Annotated in this window: 15 protein-coding genes; all 15 read right to left on the reverse strand. The window is 52.7% G+C overall.

Annotated elements, in window-relative coordinates:
- Positions 1-23: 23 nt before the first annotated feature.
- Positions 24-1,445, reverse strand: a complete 1,422-nt coding sequence (gene hutW, locus ALO_RS07230; RefSeq protein WP_004094319.1) for a heme anaerobic degradation radical SAM methyltransferase ChuW/HutW — start codon at positions 1,443-1,445, stop codon at positions 24-26.
- Positions 1,442-1,963 carry a flavodoxin family protein gene (locus tag ALO_RS07235; protein ID WP_004094326.1) on the reverse strand — a complete coding sequence of 174 codons (522 nt, stop codon included), beginning with the start codon at positions 1,961-1,963 and terminating at the stop codon, positions 1,442-1,444. The genes hutW and ALO_RS07235 overlap by 4 nt, the downstream gene beginning before the upstream one ends.
- Before the next feature lie 58 nt (positions 1,964-2,021).
- Positions 2,022-2,825 carry an ABC transporter ATP-binding protein gene (locus ALO_RS07240; RefSeq protein ID WP_004094333.1) on the reverse strand — a complete coding sequence of 268 codons (804 nt, stop codon included), beginning with the start codon at positions 2,823-2,825 and terminating at the stop codon, positions 2,022-2,024.
- Positions 2,822-3,838 carry a FecCD family ABC transporter permease gene (locus ALO_RS07245; RefSeq protein ID WP_004094335.1) on the reverse strand — a complete coding sequence of 339 codons (1,017 nt, stop codon included), beginning with the start codon at positions 3,836-3,838 and terminating at the stop codon, positions 2,822-2,824. Before ALO_RS07245 ends, ALO_RS07240 begins: the two co-directional genes overlap by 4 nt.
- Positions 3,839-3,870: 32 nt before the next feature.
- A complete protein-coding gene (locus tag ALO_RS07250; protein ID WP_004094337.1) occupies positions 3,871-4,077 on the reverse strand; it encodes a Com family DNA-binding transcriptional regulator in 207 nt (68 codons plus the stop codon).
- 468 nt (positions 4,078-4,545) lie between these two features.
- Positions 4,546-5,958: an RNA polymerase factor sigma-54 gene (gene rpoN / locus ALO_RS07255; protein WP_004094339.1), complete on the reverse strand. Its 1,413-nt coding sequence runs from the start codon at positions 5,956-5,958 to the stop codon at positions 4,546-4,548.
- Between the two features lie 369 nt (positions 5,959-6,327).
- Positions 6,328-7,689: a thioether cross-link-forming SCIFF peptide maturase gene (gene scfB / locus ALO_RS07260; RefSeq protein ID WP_004094340.1), complete on the reverse strand. Its 1,362-nt coding sequence runs from the start codon at positions 7,687-7,689 to the stop codon at positions 6,328-6,330.
- Positions 7,690-7,880: 191 nt separating this feature from the next.
- A complete protein-coding gene (gene scfA, locus ALO_RS21325; protein WP_004094341.1) occupies positions 7,881-8,021 on the reverse strand; it encodes a six-cysteine ranthipeptide SCIFF in 141 nt (46 codons plus the stop codon).
- Between the two features lie 153 nt (positions 8,022-8,174).
- Positions 8,175-8,636: a chemotaxis protein CheX gene (locus ALO_RS07265; RefSeq protein WP_004094342.1), complete on the reverse strand. Its 462-nt coding sequence runs from the start codon at positions 8,634-8,636 to the stop codon at positions 8,175-8,177.
- Between the two features lie 144 nt (positions 8,637-8,780).
- Positions 8,781-9,866: a hypothetical protein gene (locus tag ALO_RS07270; RefSeq protein WP_004094344.1), complete on the reverse strand. Its 1,086-nt coding sequence runs from the start codon at positions 9,864-9,866 to the stop codon at positions 8,781-8,783.
- A gap of 152 nt (positions 9,867-10,018) precedes the next feature.
- On the reverse strand, positions 10,019-10,987 hold the full coding sequence (whiA, locus tag ALO_RS07275; protein WP_004094346.1) for a DNA-binding protein WhiA: 969 nt from the start codon (positions 10,985-10,987) through the stop codon (positions 10,019-10,021).
- 267 nt (positions 10,988-11,254) lie between these two features.
- Positions 11,255-12,631: a gluconeogenesis factor YvcK family protein gene (locus tag ALO_RS07280; RefSeq protein WP_004094348.1), complete on the reverse strand. Its 1,377-nt coding sequence runs from the start codon at positions 12,629-12,631 to the stop codon at positions 11,255-11,257.
- A 4-nt stretch (positions 12,632-12,635) separates the two neighbouring features.
- The gene (gene rapZ, locus ALO_RS07285; protein WP_004094350.1) at positions 12,636-13,514 is read right to left on the reverse strand and encodes an RNase adapter RapZ; all 879 of its coding nucleotides are present in this window, start codon (positions 13,512-13,514) and stop codon (positions 12,636-12,638) included.
- A 43-nt stretch (positions 13,515-13,557) separates the two neighbouring features.
- Positions 13,558-14,280, reverse strand: coding sequence for a phosphatase (locus ALO_RS07290; RefSeq protein ID WP_004094352.1), 723 nt, complete (start codon positions 14,278-14,280; stop codon positions 13,558-13,560).
- Positions 14,281-14,357: 77 nt separating this feature from the next.
- Positions 14,358-15,716: an adenosylmethionine--8-amino-7-oxononanoate transaminase gene (gene bioA / locus ALO_RS07295; RefSeq protein ID WP_004094353.1), complete on the reverse strand. Its 1,359-nt coding sequence runs from the start codon at positions 15,714-15,716 to the stop codon at positions 14,358-14,360.
- Between the last annotated feature and the right edge of the window lie 126 nt (positions 15,717-15,842).

Here is a 15,842-nt window from a genome sequence, read left to right on the forward strand (position 1 = left end):
GAGGCTTATTTTCATTCAATTCTTTACCCTTGGGCCGCTACCTTTTGCTTTTCCCAGGACCATTCACCCTGCAGCATGGCATTGATGCACTCCAGCACAGACTGGGTCAGATTCACATACCAGAACTGTCCGGCAGTAGTCAGGCGGGCGATTTCCGGCTGGCGGGCGACCAAGCCCCGTTCTTCCCATATTGCCAGCAGTGCATTCAGTTCGGTCAGGCGGGGGTCAAATTGAGCAGCCAGGCCGGCAATATCCAAATAGCCCTGTTTGATCTGATGCTTGACTGCGTCATGGATATCTGTCAGGGGGTGCAGGGACAGCATCATCATGATCGGCTTTTCGTCTCTGTCCATACGGCCCATATACTGTTTTATATCCCGCTCCAGCATGATCAGGGCATCATCCAGCCTGCCGCCGGCGCCGGCGCCGAAGGGCAGCATCACGCAGCCCTTTTGCGACATGTGATTGTACAGATTCCGCTCGCGGCCGGTTTTGCCCCAGTGACAGACGCTGATCTGGTTCACCGGCCAGCCGTCCAGGCGGTTCCTGGCTGCGCCAAACATCCCGGCCTGTTCCTGAGTGGTGGCTGCCGGCGGTATTCTGCCGGCGTCGATGGCCTTTTTCATATCGCTATTTTCCCATAGATTCAGCTGATAAAGATCCCAGCCGTCCAGGGGGAGCGCTTTCAGGGCGTTCAGGTCCTCCCGCCAGACTTCCGGCGTCTGATAAGGCAATCCGTAGATCAGGTCAACGATGACTGCAACCTGGTTATAGGCGGCCAGAGCCCGGAGCCGCTCCATGACAACTTCCCGGCTGTCGATGCGGCCTGCGGCCTGGCGTACCTTGGTGTTAAAGGACTGAACCCCCAGTGAAACCCGGTTGACTCCGTCGGCAAACCAAGCCTCCATTTTAGCCGGAATCAGGTCGTGGACCCGGCCTTCTAAGGTAACTTCGCAGTCATTAGTCAAAGGCAGATAGTCATGGATGGCTTTCAACAGCCGGCTGATATTGGCCGGCGACAAGGCGCTGGGGGTTCCGCCGCCCAAAAATATGGCGTTCATGGGGTTTGAGGATTGATAGGGTTTATCAGCGCTCATTTTCAGTTCGGCGATCAGCCGGTCAATATAGGCCGTTTCCAGTTCTTCCTGGCAGAAATTTTGAAAGAAGCCGCAATATGAACACTTGCGCTGGCAGAAGGGAATATGGATATAGGCTGAGCGGCCGGCGCCGGTTCCGGGATTCGTCAGGGCGGCTTGCCAGTGGCTTTGCCACTCCCCGCGAGGCAGGGGAAAACCACCCACACCGCTATGCATCACCCGTTTGGCGTCAAAAGACTCCTGCAAAGGACTGTCTGTAGGGCGACCGATTACCATTTCAGAAAGTTCCGGCTCCAGGGCCGCCAATACGTCTTTCAGGCTCCGGCCGCTTGCGTTGGCTGCTTTCATATTTCACCCGCCAGAAGCTGTCGGCGAACCTCGGCGAAGACTGCCTTGGCCTTGGTAAAATCAGCCTCATTAGGATGCTTGGCGGCTTCCTGCAGCCGGGCGATGCGTTCCGGGGTCATGGCATGGGGATGTCCTTCGGGGAATTGCTTATACATCGCGGTTAACCTGGGGTCTACCTTACCCTGACAAATAAAGGTCCCGGTCAGTTGATTACTGCTGTCCAGCAACTGGCTGCTCTGGATCATAGTTTGCCTGGCATGGTCTGAGTCAGGGTAAGCGCCTAAGGTGGCGAACAATCCTACCTTCTTATGGCGCAGGCTGCTGAGGTACTCCTTGGATTTTTTATCGGCCATGCCTTTATCCACCCAAAAACCGACTAAAATCAGATCATAGCCTTCTGCCGACGGATTGTCCTCCACCGGCGCCAGATCAGCCTGGACTTCAAATACTTCCTGTATGGCTTCCGCCACTTTTTGGGTGTTGCCTGTCAGAGTGGAATACACGATCAACGTTTTCATTGTTCTCGCTCCCCTGCATAAAAATTATAAAATATGGCCGAAGAGTTACGGCAAGCCGTCAGACGCTGCACACATCGTGAGGGAAACACACCAAATGCTCCCTGTTTCCTTGTTTGATGGTCATGATGGTAGCTTCCACCCCGTAAAGGAGCCGGATCGATTCGGCAGTCAAAACGGTTTCAGCCGGCCCGTCGGCAAATATATCGCCTTGTTTCATGGCAATGATCCGCTGGCAATAGCGGGCAGCGTGGTTGAGATCATGGAGGACCATGACTACTGTCAGCTTTCTTTCTTTATACAGTCGGCTTACCAGTTTCATGAATTCCAGCTGGTGATGCACATCCAGATAAGTAGTGGGCTCATCCAGCATCAGGAGCTGGGGTTCCTGGGCCAGGGCCAGAGCCAGCCAGGCCCGCTGACGCTCACCGCCGGACAGGGAATCCAGCCGGCGAAACAGCAGCCCGGTCACACCAGTGGCGTCAGCCGCCGACAGAATGGCCGCTTCATCTTCTTTCCCCGGGCGGCCGAACAAACTGATATAAGGAGCCCGTCCGTTGGCGATTAAATCCCGCACCAGCATATCTCCCGGCGCCTGGGCCGACTGAGGCAGCACCGACAGCAGCCGGGCCGCCGCGTTAGGACGCATCCGATGAATGTCTTCGCCGTTTAAAAGCACCGTTCCTTCAGCCGGCGGCAACAGCCGGCTGAGAGCCTTCAGGAAAGTAGATTTGCCGGAGCCGTTGGGCCCAATGATGGCTATAATTTCCGGCTGGTTGATTACAATATCCAGACAGGCAGAAATGATTTTTTCCCCATAACTCAGAGTGAGCTGTCTTGCTTCCAGGCGGACTTCAGCGTTCATCCCTGTCGCATCCCCTTTCGCAGCAGGTAGATAAAGAATGGCGCTCCCAGAAAAGCCATGAAAATTCCTACCGGAACTTCCACCGGACTGAATACGGTGCGGGCCGCCATATCCGCTGCCACTACCGTGACAGCCCCGAATAAGGCTGAACAAGGCATTAGGTATTCAAAGTCCGAGCCTAAGAGCATCCGGGTAATATGGGGCACCACCAGACCGACAAAACCCAGCAGCCCCGCCACGCTGACCGCCGAAGCCGCCAGGAGTGCCGCCAGCCCTATGAGGCCCAGACGTACCGCCTGGACACGGGTCCCCAGACTCTTAGCCACTTCGTCACCCAGCTGCAAAAGATTTAAATAGCGGGATGCCGCCGCTACTCCTATAGTCCCTAACAGGGTATAGGGCAGGATCATGCGAATGTGGTTCCAGCTGCGGCCCTGGAGGCTGCCGGCCATCCAGTTGACCGTGCCCTGGATGCGGTCGGAATAAAAGATCATCAGCAGGCTCATGCCGCCGCCCAGCAGGGCAGCCACCGCTACTCCGGCCAAAACCATAGGCAGGGGTTGGACCCCCTTGTTCCAGGCCAGAACCAGCACCAAACACAGCGCCAAAAGCGCGCCGATAAAGGCAGCTATCGGCACAAGCAGGGTCATCTCAGGCAGAAGAATCATAATGATCATCGCCGCCAAACCGGCCCCGGCCGACACGCCGATAATCCCCGGGTCCGCCAGAGGATTGCGCATGATACCCTGCAGCACGCACCCGGACAACGCCAGGTTCATCCCCACCATCGCCCCCAATAAGACCCTGGGCAGCCGGATATTATAAATAATTTGATAATTTTCTCCGGTAGTGCGCCCTGTCAGCACTTGCCAGATCTCTTGCCAGCTGACCGCTACCGCCCCCCATAAAATTCCGCTGAAAATCATGCCGAGCAACAGCCCTATAGCAGCCAAACTTACGCCGTTGCGCAAAGATATCCTAGGGTCCTTTAACGTACTGTTGGCCAAATTCATAAATGGCTCCCCTCATAAAAATATTACCGGAACTACAAAAGCGGTCGGCCATTGACGCAGCATTTAGCCGTCACGGCTTCGCAGCCTTGTATTATTTGAATCGTACCGCATTTGGGGCATTTAATTTCAATGGTCTGGGCAATACCCCGGCAGAGCAGCCTGCTGCAATGCTTGCAACGTATAGGCGGCAAGGCTTCTTTTCGTTTCCTTTCGTCTGCCCGATCGCAACCGGCCATCATCCGCAATCTCTCCTTTTTTCTCCCGAACTGTGTCAGTCTTAAGGCCTGTACTCCGCAGTAAAAAAACTCCGCGCGATATAAGACCGCAACGGAGCTCTTGGCTCTCTTCTCTGCAGGTATGGAAGCATCTGAAACCTCATTGATTTGATGATAATGAATTTCATTATCATTTTATCCTGCGCTTTATCGTTTTGTCAAGAGGGATATATTGAAATCTTTCCCATATATGAATAAAAGAACCTGCTGAAGCCAGCAGGTTCTTTTGTCTTGTGATCGCCCTACCTGTTCTCCCGAAAAGTCACGAATTTCTGACAGCGTGACGAAAACGGGCGGGAGACTGTACGCTCGGAAGGTACCTTGATACTAGAAAGCTGTGGAGCAGCGTGGGATTAAGGAGAAAAGAGGTCGCTTTCCGACTGAGACCGCCGCAGGAGGCTGAAGCAACACAATGGGCTTTTTCAACGATCCTTAATAGCGTTTGCGTTTATTGGACGCGGGTATCCCCAGTTCCTCGCGATATTTGGTCACAGTGCGCCGGGATACGGCGATGCCCTGTTGCTGCAAACGTTCCATGATGGTTTGATCGCTAAAGGGCTGGCCTGAAGCTTCGCCGGCAACCATCTCTTTGATTTCACGTTTTACCCGGGAAGACGAAAGCTGGGCTCCGCCGCTGCCTGAAACACCGGCGGAAAAGAAGGTGCGCAACGAAAACACGCCATGGGGAGTAGAAGCATATTTATTGGCAATCGCCCGGCTGACGGTGGATTCATGGATTCCCAGCTGATCGGCCACCCGCCGCATGGTTAAAGGCGCCAAATGTTTAGGCCCCAACTCGAAGAAATCTTTCTGGCAGTCCAGGATAGCGCCGACCACATTATACAGGGTGCGCCGCCGCTGCTCAATGCTTTTCATCAGCCACACCGCGGCATGAATCCTGCCTTCCACGTATTTTTTGGCCTCAGAGTCAATATCCCGCATGACCCGGCGGTAATACGGATTAATGACCAGGCGCGGAATCGAATGATCATTAATGATGATTACAAACGAATTGCCGACCTTGTCAATATTCACATCCGGTACGATATAGCCTGATTCCGAGCCGCTGCTGAAGGCACTGCCGGGTTTTGGATTCAGAGTCCGGATAATGTCGACAGCCTGCTGCACCTCACGGGGCGTGACCTGGAGCTGATCGGCGATCTGTTTCAGGTGGCTGTTGGCCACTTCCTCCAGGTATCGGTCCACGATTACCCTCACCAAAACATCCTGGATACGACGATGATCCAGCTGGATATTCAGACATTCTTTTAAATCTCTGGCCCCCACACCCACCGGATCAAAGGATTGAATCACCCGCAGGACTTTTTTCGCGGCTTCAGGCTGGACCCCCAGTGCGGCGGCCGCATCCTCAACGGAGCAGGATAAATACCCCTGGTCATCGATGCAGCCAATCAGGTAGCCACCGATGCACAAAGCCGCCGGACTAAGGGGCGAGAATCTGAGCTGCAGCTCCAGATGCTCCTGCAAAGTGACGGCTGATTTAGCGAACCCCTCAAAAGAAGTCTTCTCGTCCGAAACTGTGGTTTCGCCGGCATCATAACCTTGATTGAAGTAATTCTCCCACTCCAGGTATTCTTTCACTTGCTGATCCGATTCAGCCTCCGGCAGCGTGGACTCGGCACTTTCTCCCGACTCGGATTCTTCACCGTCGGAGTCAGCCTGTACATCCGCCAGTTCCAAAACAGGATTCTCCAGCATCTCTTGTTCCACCATTTCAGCCAGTTCCAGTGTGGAAAGCTGCAAAATAGCGATGGCTTGGCATAACTGCGGCGTCATAACCAGCTTTTGATTGACATCAAGTTTCAGACCAAATTCCATTCGCATTGCGGCAAGCCCTCCTTTCCGATCTTAACATGGCCGTCCAGGGTCCCCGGTATCCCGGTGGTATAACCGTCGCGCTAATATTATTTGAATATTAAGAACATGACCGTCCTGTCTTACCGCAGGTCGGCTATTCTGCCATTGTCCGCTTCCGGCCGGGGACAATAAAAGCTAAATAACCGACGATCATTTGTCTGTAAATTTAGATTCGACAAAAGAAACTAAATTTCCTGCCTTGCAGGATCAGGCAGGTTATAGTAAAATATTGCGGATCCTGCGAGCGTATTCCGCGCCGGCTGTTATTAATTAATATGCGGTTGACTTCTTCTTTTTCCATAATTATTATAGTCAGGCCGAATTTTTTCTTCTATTCTATTTTTCCCGAGTCAGAGCCAGTTTTGCCTGGATATAAATGGCACATTCCAAGCGCTTTCTTTGCAGTTCACAGCCAATCTCATAAGGTTGGTCCAGCCGGCCATGGAATAAATCGGCATTGGCATGACAGCCGCCGCTGCAATAGAATTTAGCCCAGCAGGAACGGCAAGCTTCTTTAGTCAGGACATCAGCGTCCCGGAATCGCTGGCCGATTTCCGGCCGCTGAATGCCATCAAATACACTGCCGACACAGAAGCCGTCCCGTCCCACAAATTGATGACAGGGGTACAGGTCTCCGTCAGGTGTAACTGCGAAGTATTCATGGCCGGCGCCGCAGCCGCTGAGCCGTTTGGCTACACAAGGACCGTTATTGATATCCACGTTAAAGTGGAAGAAATCGAATCCGACGCCTTGTTCTTTTCGCCGCAGATACTCTTCCGTCAAGAGATCGTACTGCCGGAACAGCTCCGGCAAATGGCGGCTTTCAATCCCGTAAGCAGCGCCTTTTGCCACAACCGGTTCTACTGACAGCCGGGTGAAGCCCAGATCAGCCATGGCCAGCACATCGGCGGCAAAGTCCAGATTCCAGGCGGTGAAAGTGCCCCTCACATAGTAGTTCTGGTCATTACGGGACTGAACCAGCTTGGTGATATTTTGCACACATTCGTCGAAACTGCCGGCACCGCCGGTACGGGGGCGCATCCGGTCGTGGGTCTGGCGCCGGCCGTCCAGGCTGAGTACGACGCTGATGTCGTTATCATTTAAATATTGTATGGTTGCGTCATCCAGGAGGACCGCGTTAGTCGTCAGGGTCAGGCGGAAGATCTTGCCTGTCTCCTGGCCGCGCTGACGGCTATAGTCTGTCACAGCCCGGACGGTTTCCATATTTAAAAGGGGTTCCCCGCCAAAAAAGTCGATTTCCGCATAACGGCGATCCCCGCCATGTTCAATCAGAAAGTCAATCGCCTTTTTCCCCACCGTTGCATCCATCAATCCCCGCTGATGGCCAAAAGCGCCGGTCCCGGCAAAGCAATAACCGCAGCGCAGATTACAGTCATGGGCCACATGCAGACAAAGGGATTTAACGACAGGTTTTTGGCGGAATACGTCCGGTAAAGAGAGTTCCGGCGCAAACAGGAGTCCCTGGTCCATTAACTGGTGAAGTTCCTCCAGGGCCTCCGTAACATCCCCTCTGTCGTAGTGACCTGACAGGGCATTCAAAACCGCCTGGTCATTGCCGCCTTCAAACACCTGGAGAATATCCTGAGTCATGCCGTCAATCAGGTGTACGGCGCCGCTGTTGACATCCAGCAATATATGCAAATCGCCCTGGGTAAATGTGTGAATACTCTTTTTCATTTTCGTTTCCTTTCATAACATACTCTATGTGTAAATCCTATCTGCGGTCTCAAATCCGGAACCGTCCGAAAAGGGACGCTTTCTGAACAGCGCGTTCTCGCAGGCCCGAAAACGCAGATGGGCCTTTTTCAACGGTTCCCTAAATACGCAAAGCCCCGCACCGCTACGGCACGGGGCTTTTTCGCCTGAGCTTACTTCTGGCAGACCTGATTGCCTACTGTACAGGATGTTTTGCAGGCCGACTGGCAAGAAGTCTGGCACTGGCCGCAACCGCCGGTATGTACGGTTTGTTGCAGTGAGGCTGTATTAATGGTTTTCACGTGTTTGGCCACTAGAATCCCCTCCTTTGCCTGGTATCTGGTACCTGGGTTCATTTCTTATTTTAGCCGCTTTTGCCTCACTAGGCAAGTATTCGTTGTAAACAAAGGAGGGCACTATAGCTTATGCCATAATCCCGCCATTTGTCCGGCAATGGTGGCTATGGATTAAAATTCCAGTCCGACACTGACGTCCATGATGCCTTTTTCGGTTTTCACCGGAAATACATGTGTTTTCAGATGTGTCAGCCGGACCATCATGCCATCGCCCATAACCAGCGAAGGCGTTGTGATATCCACGCTATAACCTAATTTTTCAAGGCCGGTTGCCGCGTGGGCAGTCACCATGTTCGCCATTTCGGCCACAGCGCTTTGAGCCATGGCATCCAGCTCATTCACCGGCATCCCTGACATCATCAGAGAAGCGATACTTTTGGCCATGCCCTCCGACATACTGTAAGCCACATTTCCCTTTACGTTTTTTGTCAACCCGACCAGGGCTGTCACCTCTTGACTGCGCAACAACCCTTCCTCAGTTCTGGGTTCCCCAACTTCCACCTGCTGCATGCCAAACCGTTGCAATACTCCTGCAACTGCTTCTGTAAAGGGAGAAACGACCCCCATCTCCATACTTTGCCCCCCCTTAACCGCGCTAGTTTTTACTGTTAATCAATAAATATTTGTCATTAATAGTACTATATTACCAAATGAGGACAGTATTAACAAGAATTTTTTCTTATCAACACTGTCCTCAAGATCATAGTATTATGCAGTTTAAGATTTAGTACGACCGGAATCGGGAGCAGGACTATTGGGCATGATGACGATTTTAACCGGCAGATTGGAAGCGCCGGGAGGACTGAAGGTAAACCAGAGGGAATCCTGTCCGGCGTAAGTACCCAGGGGAGTGAGGGTCGTTACGGTGCCTTGGCCGATATACAGTCTGTCGTTGGGTGTAGCCAGCGGCGGCTGCCGGAGATACTGGTGCCTGACTCCCATGGCGCCGGCATAAACGCCGCCGCGGGGATTCAGATAATAAGAGACATTTCCCTCTGCTCCCGGCAGAAATAAGCGGTAGATAATCCCAAAATTTCCGTAATTCAATGCTTCGAACCCGTCAGTAGCATCGATCCCTCTGGCGTATTGATCCAATTGGTGATCCGCCAGGGTAATGGCCACCATGCCGTGTTTCGCCGGATCATATACTTTGTACGGCAGTACCATCCGATCCATCCTGGGAAAAGTTCCCCGCAGCTTGTACTGGTCTTTGGGCAGGATCGGCGCAATACGGGCAAATTGCCGCAAGCTGATCCCGGTAGGACCCATCACCACTTTGACCCTTACCGGCTGATCGGCGATAAAATCGTAAATGCCGTTGACCAGTTCGTCCGGTTTGATGATTCTGTAAGCCAGTTCCTTGGACAAATGAACGCTGTCCCGCTCAGGAATCAGTACCTCATACTGCTCGCTGCCGGCGAAATACTGCATTTGAGCATCCTTGCCCACTGCCAGGTAATTCTTGCTGGGACCACCTAATCCGTATTGGTGAACATTCACCCGCACCGGTTTATTCCCCGGATTTTCCAGGACTACAGTCAAACGTTTATTGCCCGTGCTGGAATTTACATGATGGAAAAAGACCCGGATATTGCCGCTGACTGTATCCTGATACAGAATACCATCGGCAGTCACTTCCTCGGGACTGTCGGAAAACAAGAGAGTGCCGCCGTAGCTGGAAATAGTAACCGGCCATTCCTTTATGTCATAGAGAGACTGCGACTCCGGGGCGCTTGCCTTCGTCAAACCGCTTTGCATCAGCAGACATACAGTAAGTACTACATAAATTGGCAGCCACTTCACTTTTTTCACCTCCTATATCAGAGAGACGCTCTGCGTCTCCGTATTGTGAAGAATTCAGATGACTTTTCACTGATGAAAGAGCATCCATTACTACCGTTCTCTGAAAAGTCATGAATTCCGATACAACCACAAGTATAGCAATATCGTATTGTCTATGTAAACGTTGATTTTTTTCCAGGAGAAAAACTTCTTCCTTGTAATTTCTCAGAAATTTTTTCTAGTTTTCGCAACCGGTGATTGATGCCGGATTTACTGACCTGATCGCCATGAGCCCGTTCCAGCTCCTGCAGACTGGCCTCGGGATGCTGCAATCTGAGCTCGGCGGTTTCCCGCAATCCCTCGGAGAGGGATTGAAGTCCGACGGTGGCTTCAATGTAACGAATGGCTTCCAGTTGGCGTACAGCGGCATTGACGGTTTTCTGCAGATTGGCTGTCTCACAGTTTACCAGACGATTAACCTGGTTGCGCATCTCCTTCATTACCCGCACATTTTCATAGATCATCAGGGCATCATGGGCCCCGATGATCTGCAGAACCGCGCCAATGGCATCGCCGTCTTTCAGGTAGACAATGTAATCATTTTTCCGGTCGGTAAGGCCGGCGCTCAGCTGAAACGTCCTGAGGAGCCGCAGCAGAGTTTTGGCGAAATCCAGATTGCCGGTGACCAGTTCCAGATGATAGTCGCCTTCCGGCCTGTTCACCGAGCCGCCGCCCAAAAAGGCCCCCCTCAGATAGGCCCGCCGGCAGCAAATCTTGCGCATAATCCCGCTGTCTTTGCCCGCATTCAGGGTCTGGCCATCAATGATCCCTAAAGTAGATAAGAGCTGGGTTACCAGGGCTGACGGAGTGACTCTTACCATATAAGAATTGTTTTTTTTGAGGCGCAAGGCCCGGCTAACCATAATTTCGGTCTTAACATCGAAGCCTTGTTTTAAGAGTTTGAGAACCTTCCGGGCCACCGCCGCATTTTCCGTAGTAAAGCTGATGCCCAGATTAGAATTGCCGCCAATGAGCATGGCACCGCCCATACGCATCAATGCTGCCAGCTCAGCAATATGGCAGCAGCGCTTTTCACCCGTTACCCGCGCCAATTCGTTGCGAACGTCGGAAGAGAAGGACAACCAACTTCACCCCCTGGGGACCATGAAAAAGGCCCATCTGCATCGTTACTCCCGTGGGCGTTGACGTACACCTCGACGTACAGTCTCACGCCCGTCCTCGTCGTGTTGTATCAAAATTTGTGACCTTTCGGGAGAATAGGCAGTAACGGATGATTTCTCATAAGCCGAAAAGTCACCTAAATTCTTCAGTACGGCAACGCAAGCGTTGCTCTTACCTAGCATCCGGATCTTTTGGAACGGTCTCTGATTCCAGGCCACAGATGATTTTCAACAGACATCCTCATTGTCATTGGAATCATTCTCCGACGAAACCGGTAGATTATATAGGTAATAATCCAGGAAAGGTACCTGGCTCTTATATCTTATTTTTTCAACCATATCCATAATAATGCGGGACAACTGGGCTGAATTGTGACGCACCAGGCTGGTCTCGCTGATGATGTTGGCCATAACCGGCTCTACGCCTAGCGCCTTCACATTCTGGACATCGGCCTCGACCGGGGCGGCTCCTTCTCTGGCGTATGCTTCTTTAAGATGGGACGCTACAGTCTGGACATTGATGATGGCGTAATCAATCACACCCGGTCCTAAATGATTGATAATCGCCTTGATATGCTGGGATGCGGTATATCGGTCGGTTTCACCCGGCTGAGTCATGACGTTGCAGATATAAATTTTTACCGCCGGCGAATGCCGCAGCGCATCGGCAATTTCTTTAACCAAAAGATTAGGCAATATGCTGGTGTATAGACTGCCCGGCCCCAAAATGCAGGCATCGGCTTCAGCGATAGCCTCCAGAGCACTGGCCACCGGTTTTACATCAGCCGGCTCGATGGCAACGTGTTTAATTTTCTTGCCGGACAAAGGAATCCGCGATTCACCGTCAACCTGGCTGCCGTCAGTCATAGTGGCCACCAACCGTACAGGCTTGGTAGTGGCCGGCAGCACCTGGCCGCAAACCGCCAGCACTTTACTGGATTCTTTGATGGCCAGTTCCACATCGTCTAACACCTCATTCATAGCAGCGATGAACAGGTTGCCGAAACTGTGTCCGGCCAGCATGCCGCCGCCGCCAAAGCGGTGCTGAAACAGTTTTTCCATCAGCGGCTCGGTTTCTGCCAGAGCCACCAGACAGTTGCGCAGGTCACCGGGAGGAATCATGCCCAGTTCCTGCCGGAGCCGTCCCGAGGAGCCGCCGTCATCGGCCACAGTCACAATAGCAGTAAGATTGCTGGTGTATTTTTTTAATCCCCTGAGGAGTACCGATAATCCGGTACCGCCGCCCAGTACGACCACCGACGGCCCCTTGTCCCGCTTGCGTTTATCATAGATTTTCTGTACGATGCTGCCGACGCCTTCCGGCAACAGCACGCTGGTAATCGATAGGATCATCTGCTTGGTGGCCAGCACCATGGCTGCCACTCCGGCAAAAAACACCAACAAACCGGCCAGAGGGGCGCTTCCCGGCATATGAGTCCCGGTTAGCCTGTATACCGTAAGAAAGATCTGGGTTTCCACCTGGCTGATGAACTGATAATTGAACACCACCGCCAGTCCGAAACTGGTCAGAATGACGCCGAGAGCAAAGAGAAACAGCCAGCGTTTCAGCTTCATTCCGGGATATAGCCACTGTATCCACTTCATATTTCTACTCCTCAACCAAGTTATGCTTCACATCCCGATGCTCCACATTCACTTTGTAGCCTTTGTTTTTCAGATGAGCATAGAGCTTTTCGGCAATGAACACCGAGCGATGCATGCCGCCGGTGCAGCCGACAGCAATAACCAGGTGGCTTTTTCCTTCTTTAACATAGTTCGGCACTAAGAAGTCAATCAAATTTAATAGTTTTTCCGTAAATTGCTGCGTAATAGGCCATTTCCAGATGTATTCCCGCACCGGCGCTTCCATACCGCTGCGCCGCCTGAGAGACTCCACATAGTGGGGATTCGGCAGAAACCGGACGTCATAGACCATATCCGCATCCAGTGGCAGTCCATGGCGAAAACCAAAGGAAACGATCGTAATGGTCATGCGCTCATGTTCCGTGCTCTCGGAATACAGTGCGGTAATTTTCTCTTTCAACTGGGGAGTGGACAATTCCGAAGTATCGATGATATGAGTGGCCCGGCCGCGAATCTTTTCCAGGCGCGCCCGTTCCAGAGTAATACCTTCGCTGACCCGTCCCTCGGCTGCCAGGGGATGTCGTCGCCGGGTTTCCTTATAGCGCCGGATCAGGGTTTCGTCCGAAGCCTCCAAAAACAATATTTCATACAGAATGCCCTGGCTTTCCATGTCTTCCAGCACCTGTACCATCTTGTCGAAAAATTCACCGCCCCGGATATCCACTACCAGTGCTATGCGGCTGACCCGGCCGGCGGACTGGGAACATAAGTCGGCAAATTTGGGAATCAGCGCCGGCGGCAGATTATCCACGCAAAAATAGCCTAGGTCTTCCAGCACGCGCATGACCTGGGTTTTTCCGGCGCCCGATAAGCCTGTAACAATCACCAGTCGAAATTGTTCCATTGCAATCATCCTTTCAGCAGACTCGGAAAGTGGCTTCGATGCTTTATATCACTCGATATTTTCTCCGGCGCAAATGGGCGGCGATTTGCTCCATGCTGGAATTCAGTATCTGTTCCGGCGGGAAATTATATTTCGCAATCAAGGCTAAGGCAGCCGTAAATTCGCCCACTGTTTCGCAGTAATGGCTGTCGGAGCCTATGATCAGTTTAGCGCCGTATTGTTTCATGAGGGCGGCGATTTGTTCGCAATTAGGCTGGCTGCCTTTGCGGCTGATGGTCAGAGAACTGTTGTTGATCTCCAAAGCTACATCGTATTCCACGGCGGCCTGTACCACTTTCTCATAATCCACCGGGTATTCCGGGTTGCCGGGATGCACAATGGCATCCACCCATGGATTTTGCATGGCCCGGATCATCATAGCCGTGTTTTCGGCCACCGACCCGTGAGGTGAGCAAACTGTGTGTAAACCCGCCAGCACGATATTCAGCCGTGCCAGCCGCTGTTCTTCCAAGTCCAGTGTCCCTTCCCTGTCGATGACATTGGCTTCCATGCCTTTTAACACTCTGACGCCGGAAATATAGTCTGGCACGGCCGCCAAATTGCCGAAATGATAGGGATGGGGGCCACCGGGCATCTTAGGGCCATGGTCGGTGATAGCAATCAGCTTCAGCCCTTTATCGGCAGCAACGGCGGCAATTTCCCGCACAGTGCTGTAGGCATGTCCGCTGGCTACGGTATGAATATGCAAATCAGCAATACACTGCATAAAAAACTCTCCTCCTATCCTATAATTATAGGCCAGGAGGAGAAAAAAAGCAAAGTTGGGATATGAGCAATCGGTATTTAATCGGTCACTGACGCCACTGAGCGTTGGATGATCGCCAGCATTTCCTTTATTTGATCGGGAGTGCTGGCCAAAGGCGGCATGAAGACAATCACGTCCCCCAGGGGGCGAATGATCAGCCCCGCACGGCGGGCCTGGCGGCATACCCTGTCTCCCATAGTTAGAGCCCCCTCCCCGCGGTAGGGCGTCTTGGATATTTTATCCTCTACCAGTTCAATACCCATAATCAAGCCGCACTGGCGCACATCACCCACATGGAGCATTTCCCGGAATGGAGCCAGGGAAGCTCGGGCAGCGGCAATCTTGGCCGGCAGGCTTGCCAGTACTTTTTCCTCCCTGAATACTCGCAGATTGGCCAGAGCGGCGGCACAGGCCAATGGGTTGCCGGTATAGGAGTGTCCGTGGAAAAAGGTTTTCTGTTCCTGCTGACCGCCGAGAAAAGCGTTATAGATCTCAGCAGTGGTCAGGGTGGCGGCCAGGGGCAGATAACCGGCGGTAATGCCTTTGGCCATGGTCATGATATCCGGATTCACCCCTTCATGTTCACAGGCGAACATCTTGCCGGTCCGTCCAAAGCCGGTAGCCACTTCATCCACGATCAGCAGCACATCATACTCTTTGGTCCACTGCCGCAGCCGCCGCAAAAATCCCTCCGGCTGAGTCAGGATGCCGGCGGCCCCCTGTACTAATGGTTCTACCACAACCGCCGCGATCTCGTCATGCCTTTCGGCCAGAATATCATGCAGGCGCTGGGCACAGGCCATACCGCACTGCTGCGGGTTATCCCCCAGGGTACAGTGATAGCAGGAGGGCGATGGAGCGTGAATTGTCTGAAATAAGAGCGGCTGAAAAATTCGGTGAAACAGGTCAATACCGCCGACACTGACTGAGCCGATGGTATCCCCGTGATAAGCATTAGTCAGGGTAACAAACTGCTTCTTTTGTTTCCGGCCCTTGAGCTGCCAATACTGATAGGCCATTTTCACGGCGATTTCCACGGCGGTGGAGCCGCTGTCAGAATAGAACACCCTGGCCAGTCCCGCTGGCGCGATGGCGACCAATTGCTCGGCCAGTTCGGCGCTGGGCACATTCGCTAGTCCCAGCATGGTGGAATGGGCGATTTTATCCAACTGCCCGATAATTGCCTGGTCAATGGCCTGTTTGCGATGCCCGTGGACATTGAGCCAAAGGGAGGAAACTCCGTCAAAATATTCCCGGCCTTGGGTATCAATCAGTTTAATTCCCTCGCCGGCGGCAATAACCAGCTGCTCCTCCTTAACCCAGTCCTGCATTTGAGTGAAGGGGTGCCAGATATAGTCTTTATCCTTCTGTTCTGCGGTACAATCACGATTTTTCATGAAACATCTCTCCTCGTATAATAAGTTTTGCGAGGGGATTTTTTACGCCCCCGCACGTAATGATAGGCCAACCGGCTTGCCCATACCCATGATAAAATTGACCTTGTGTCAATCAGGTAAAAGTTC

The organism is Acetonema longum DSM 6540 (assembly GCF_000219125.1).
Lineage (GTDB): Bacteria > Bacillota > Negativicutes > Sporomusales > Acetonemataceae > Acetonema > Acetonema longum.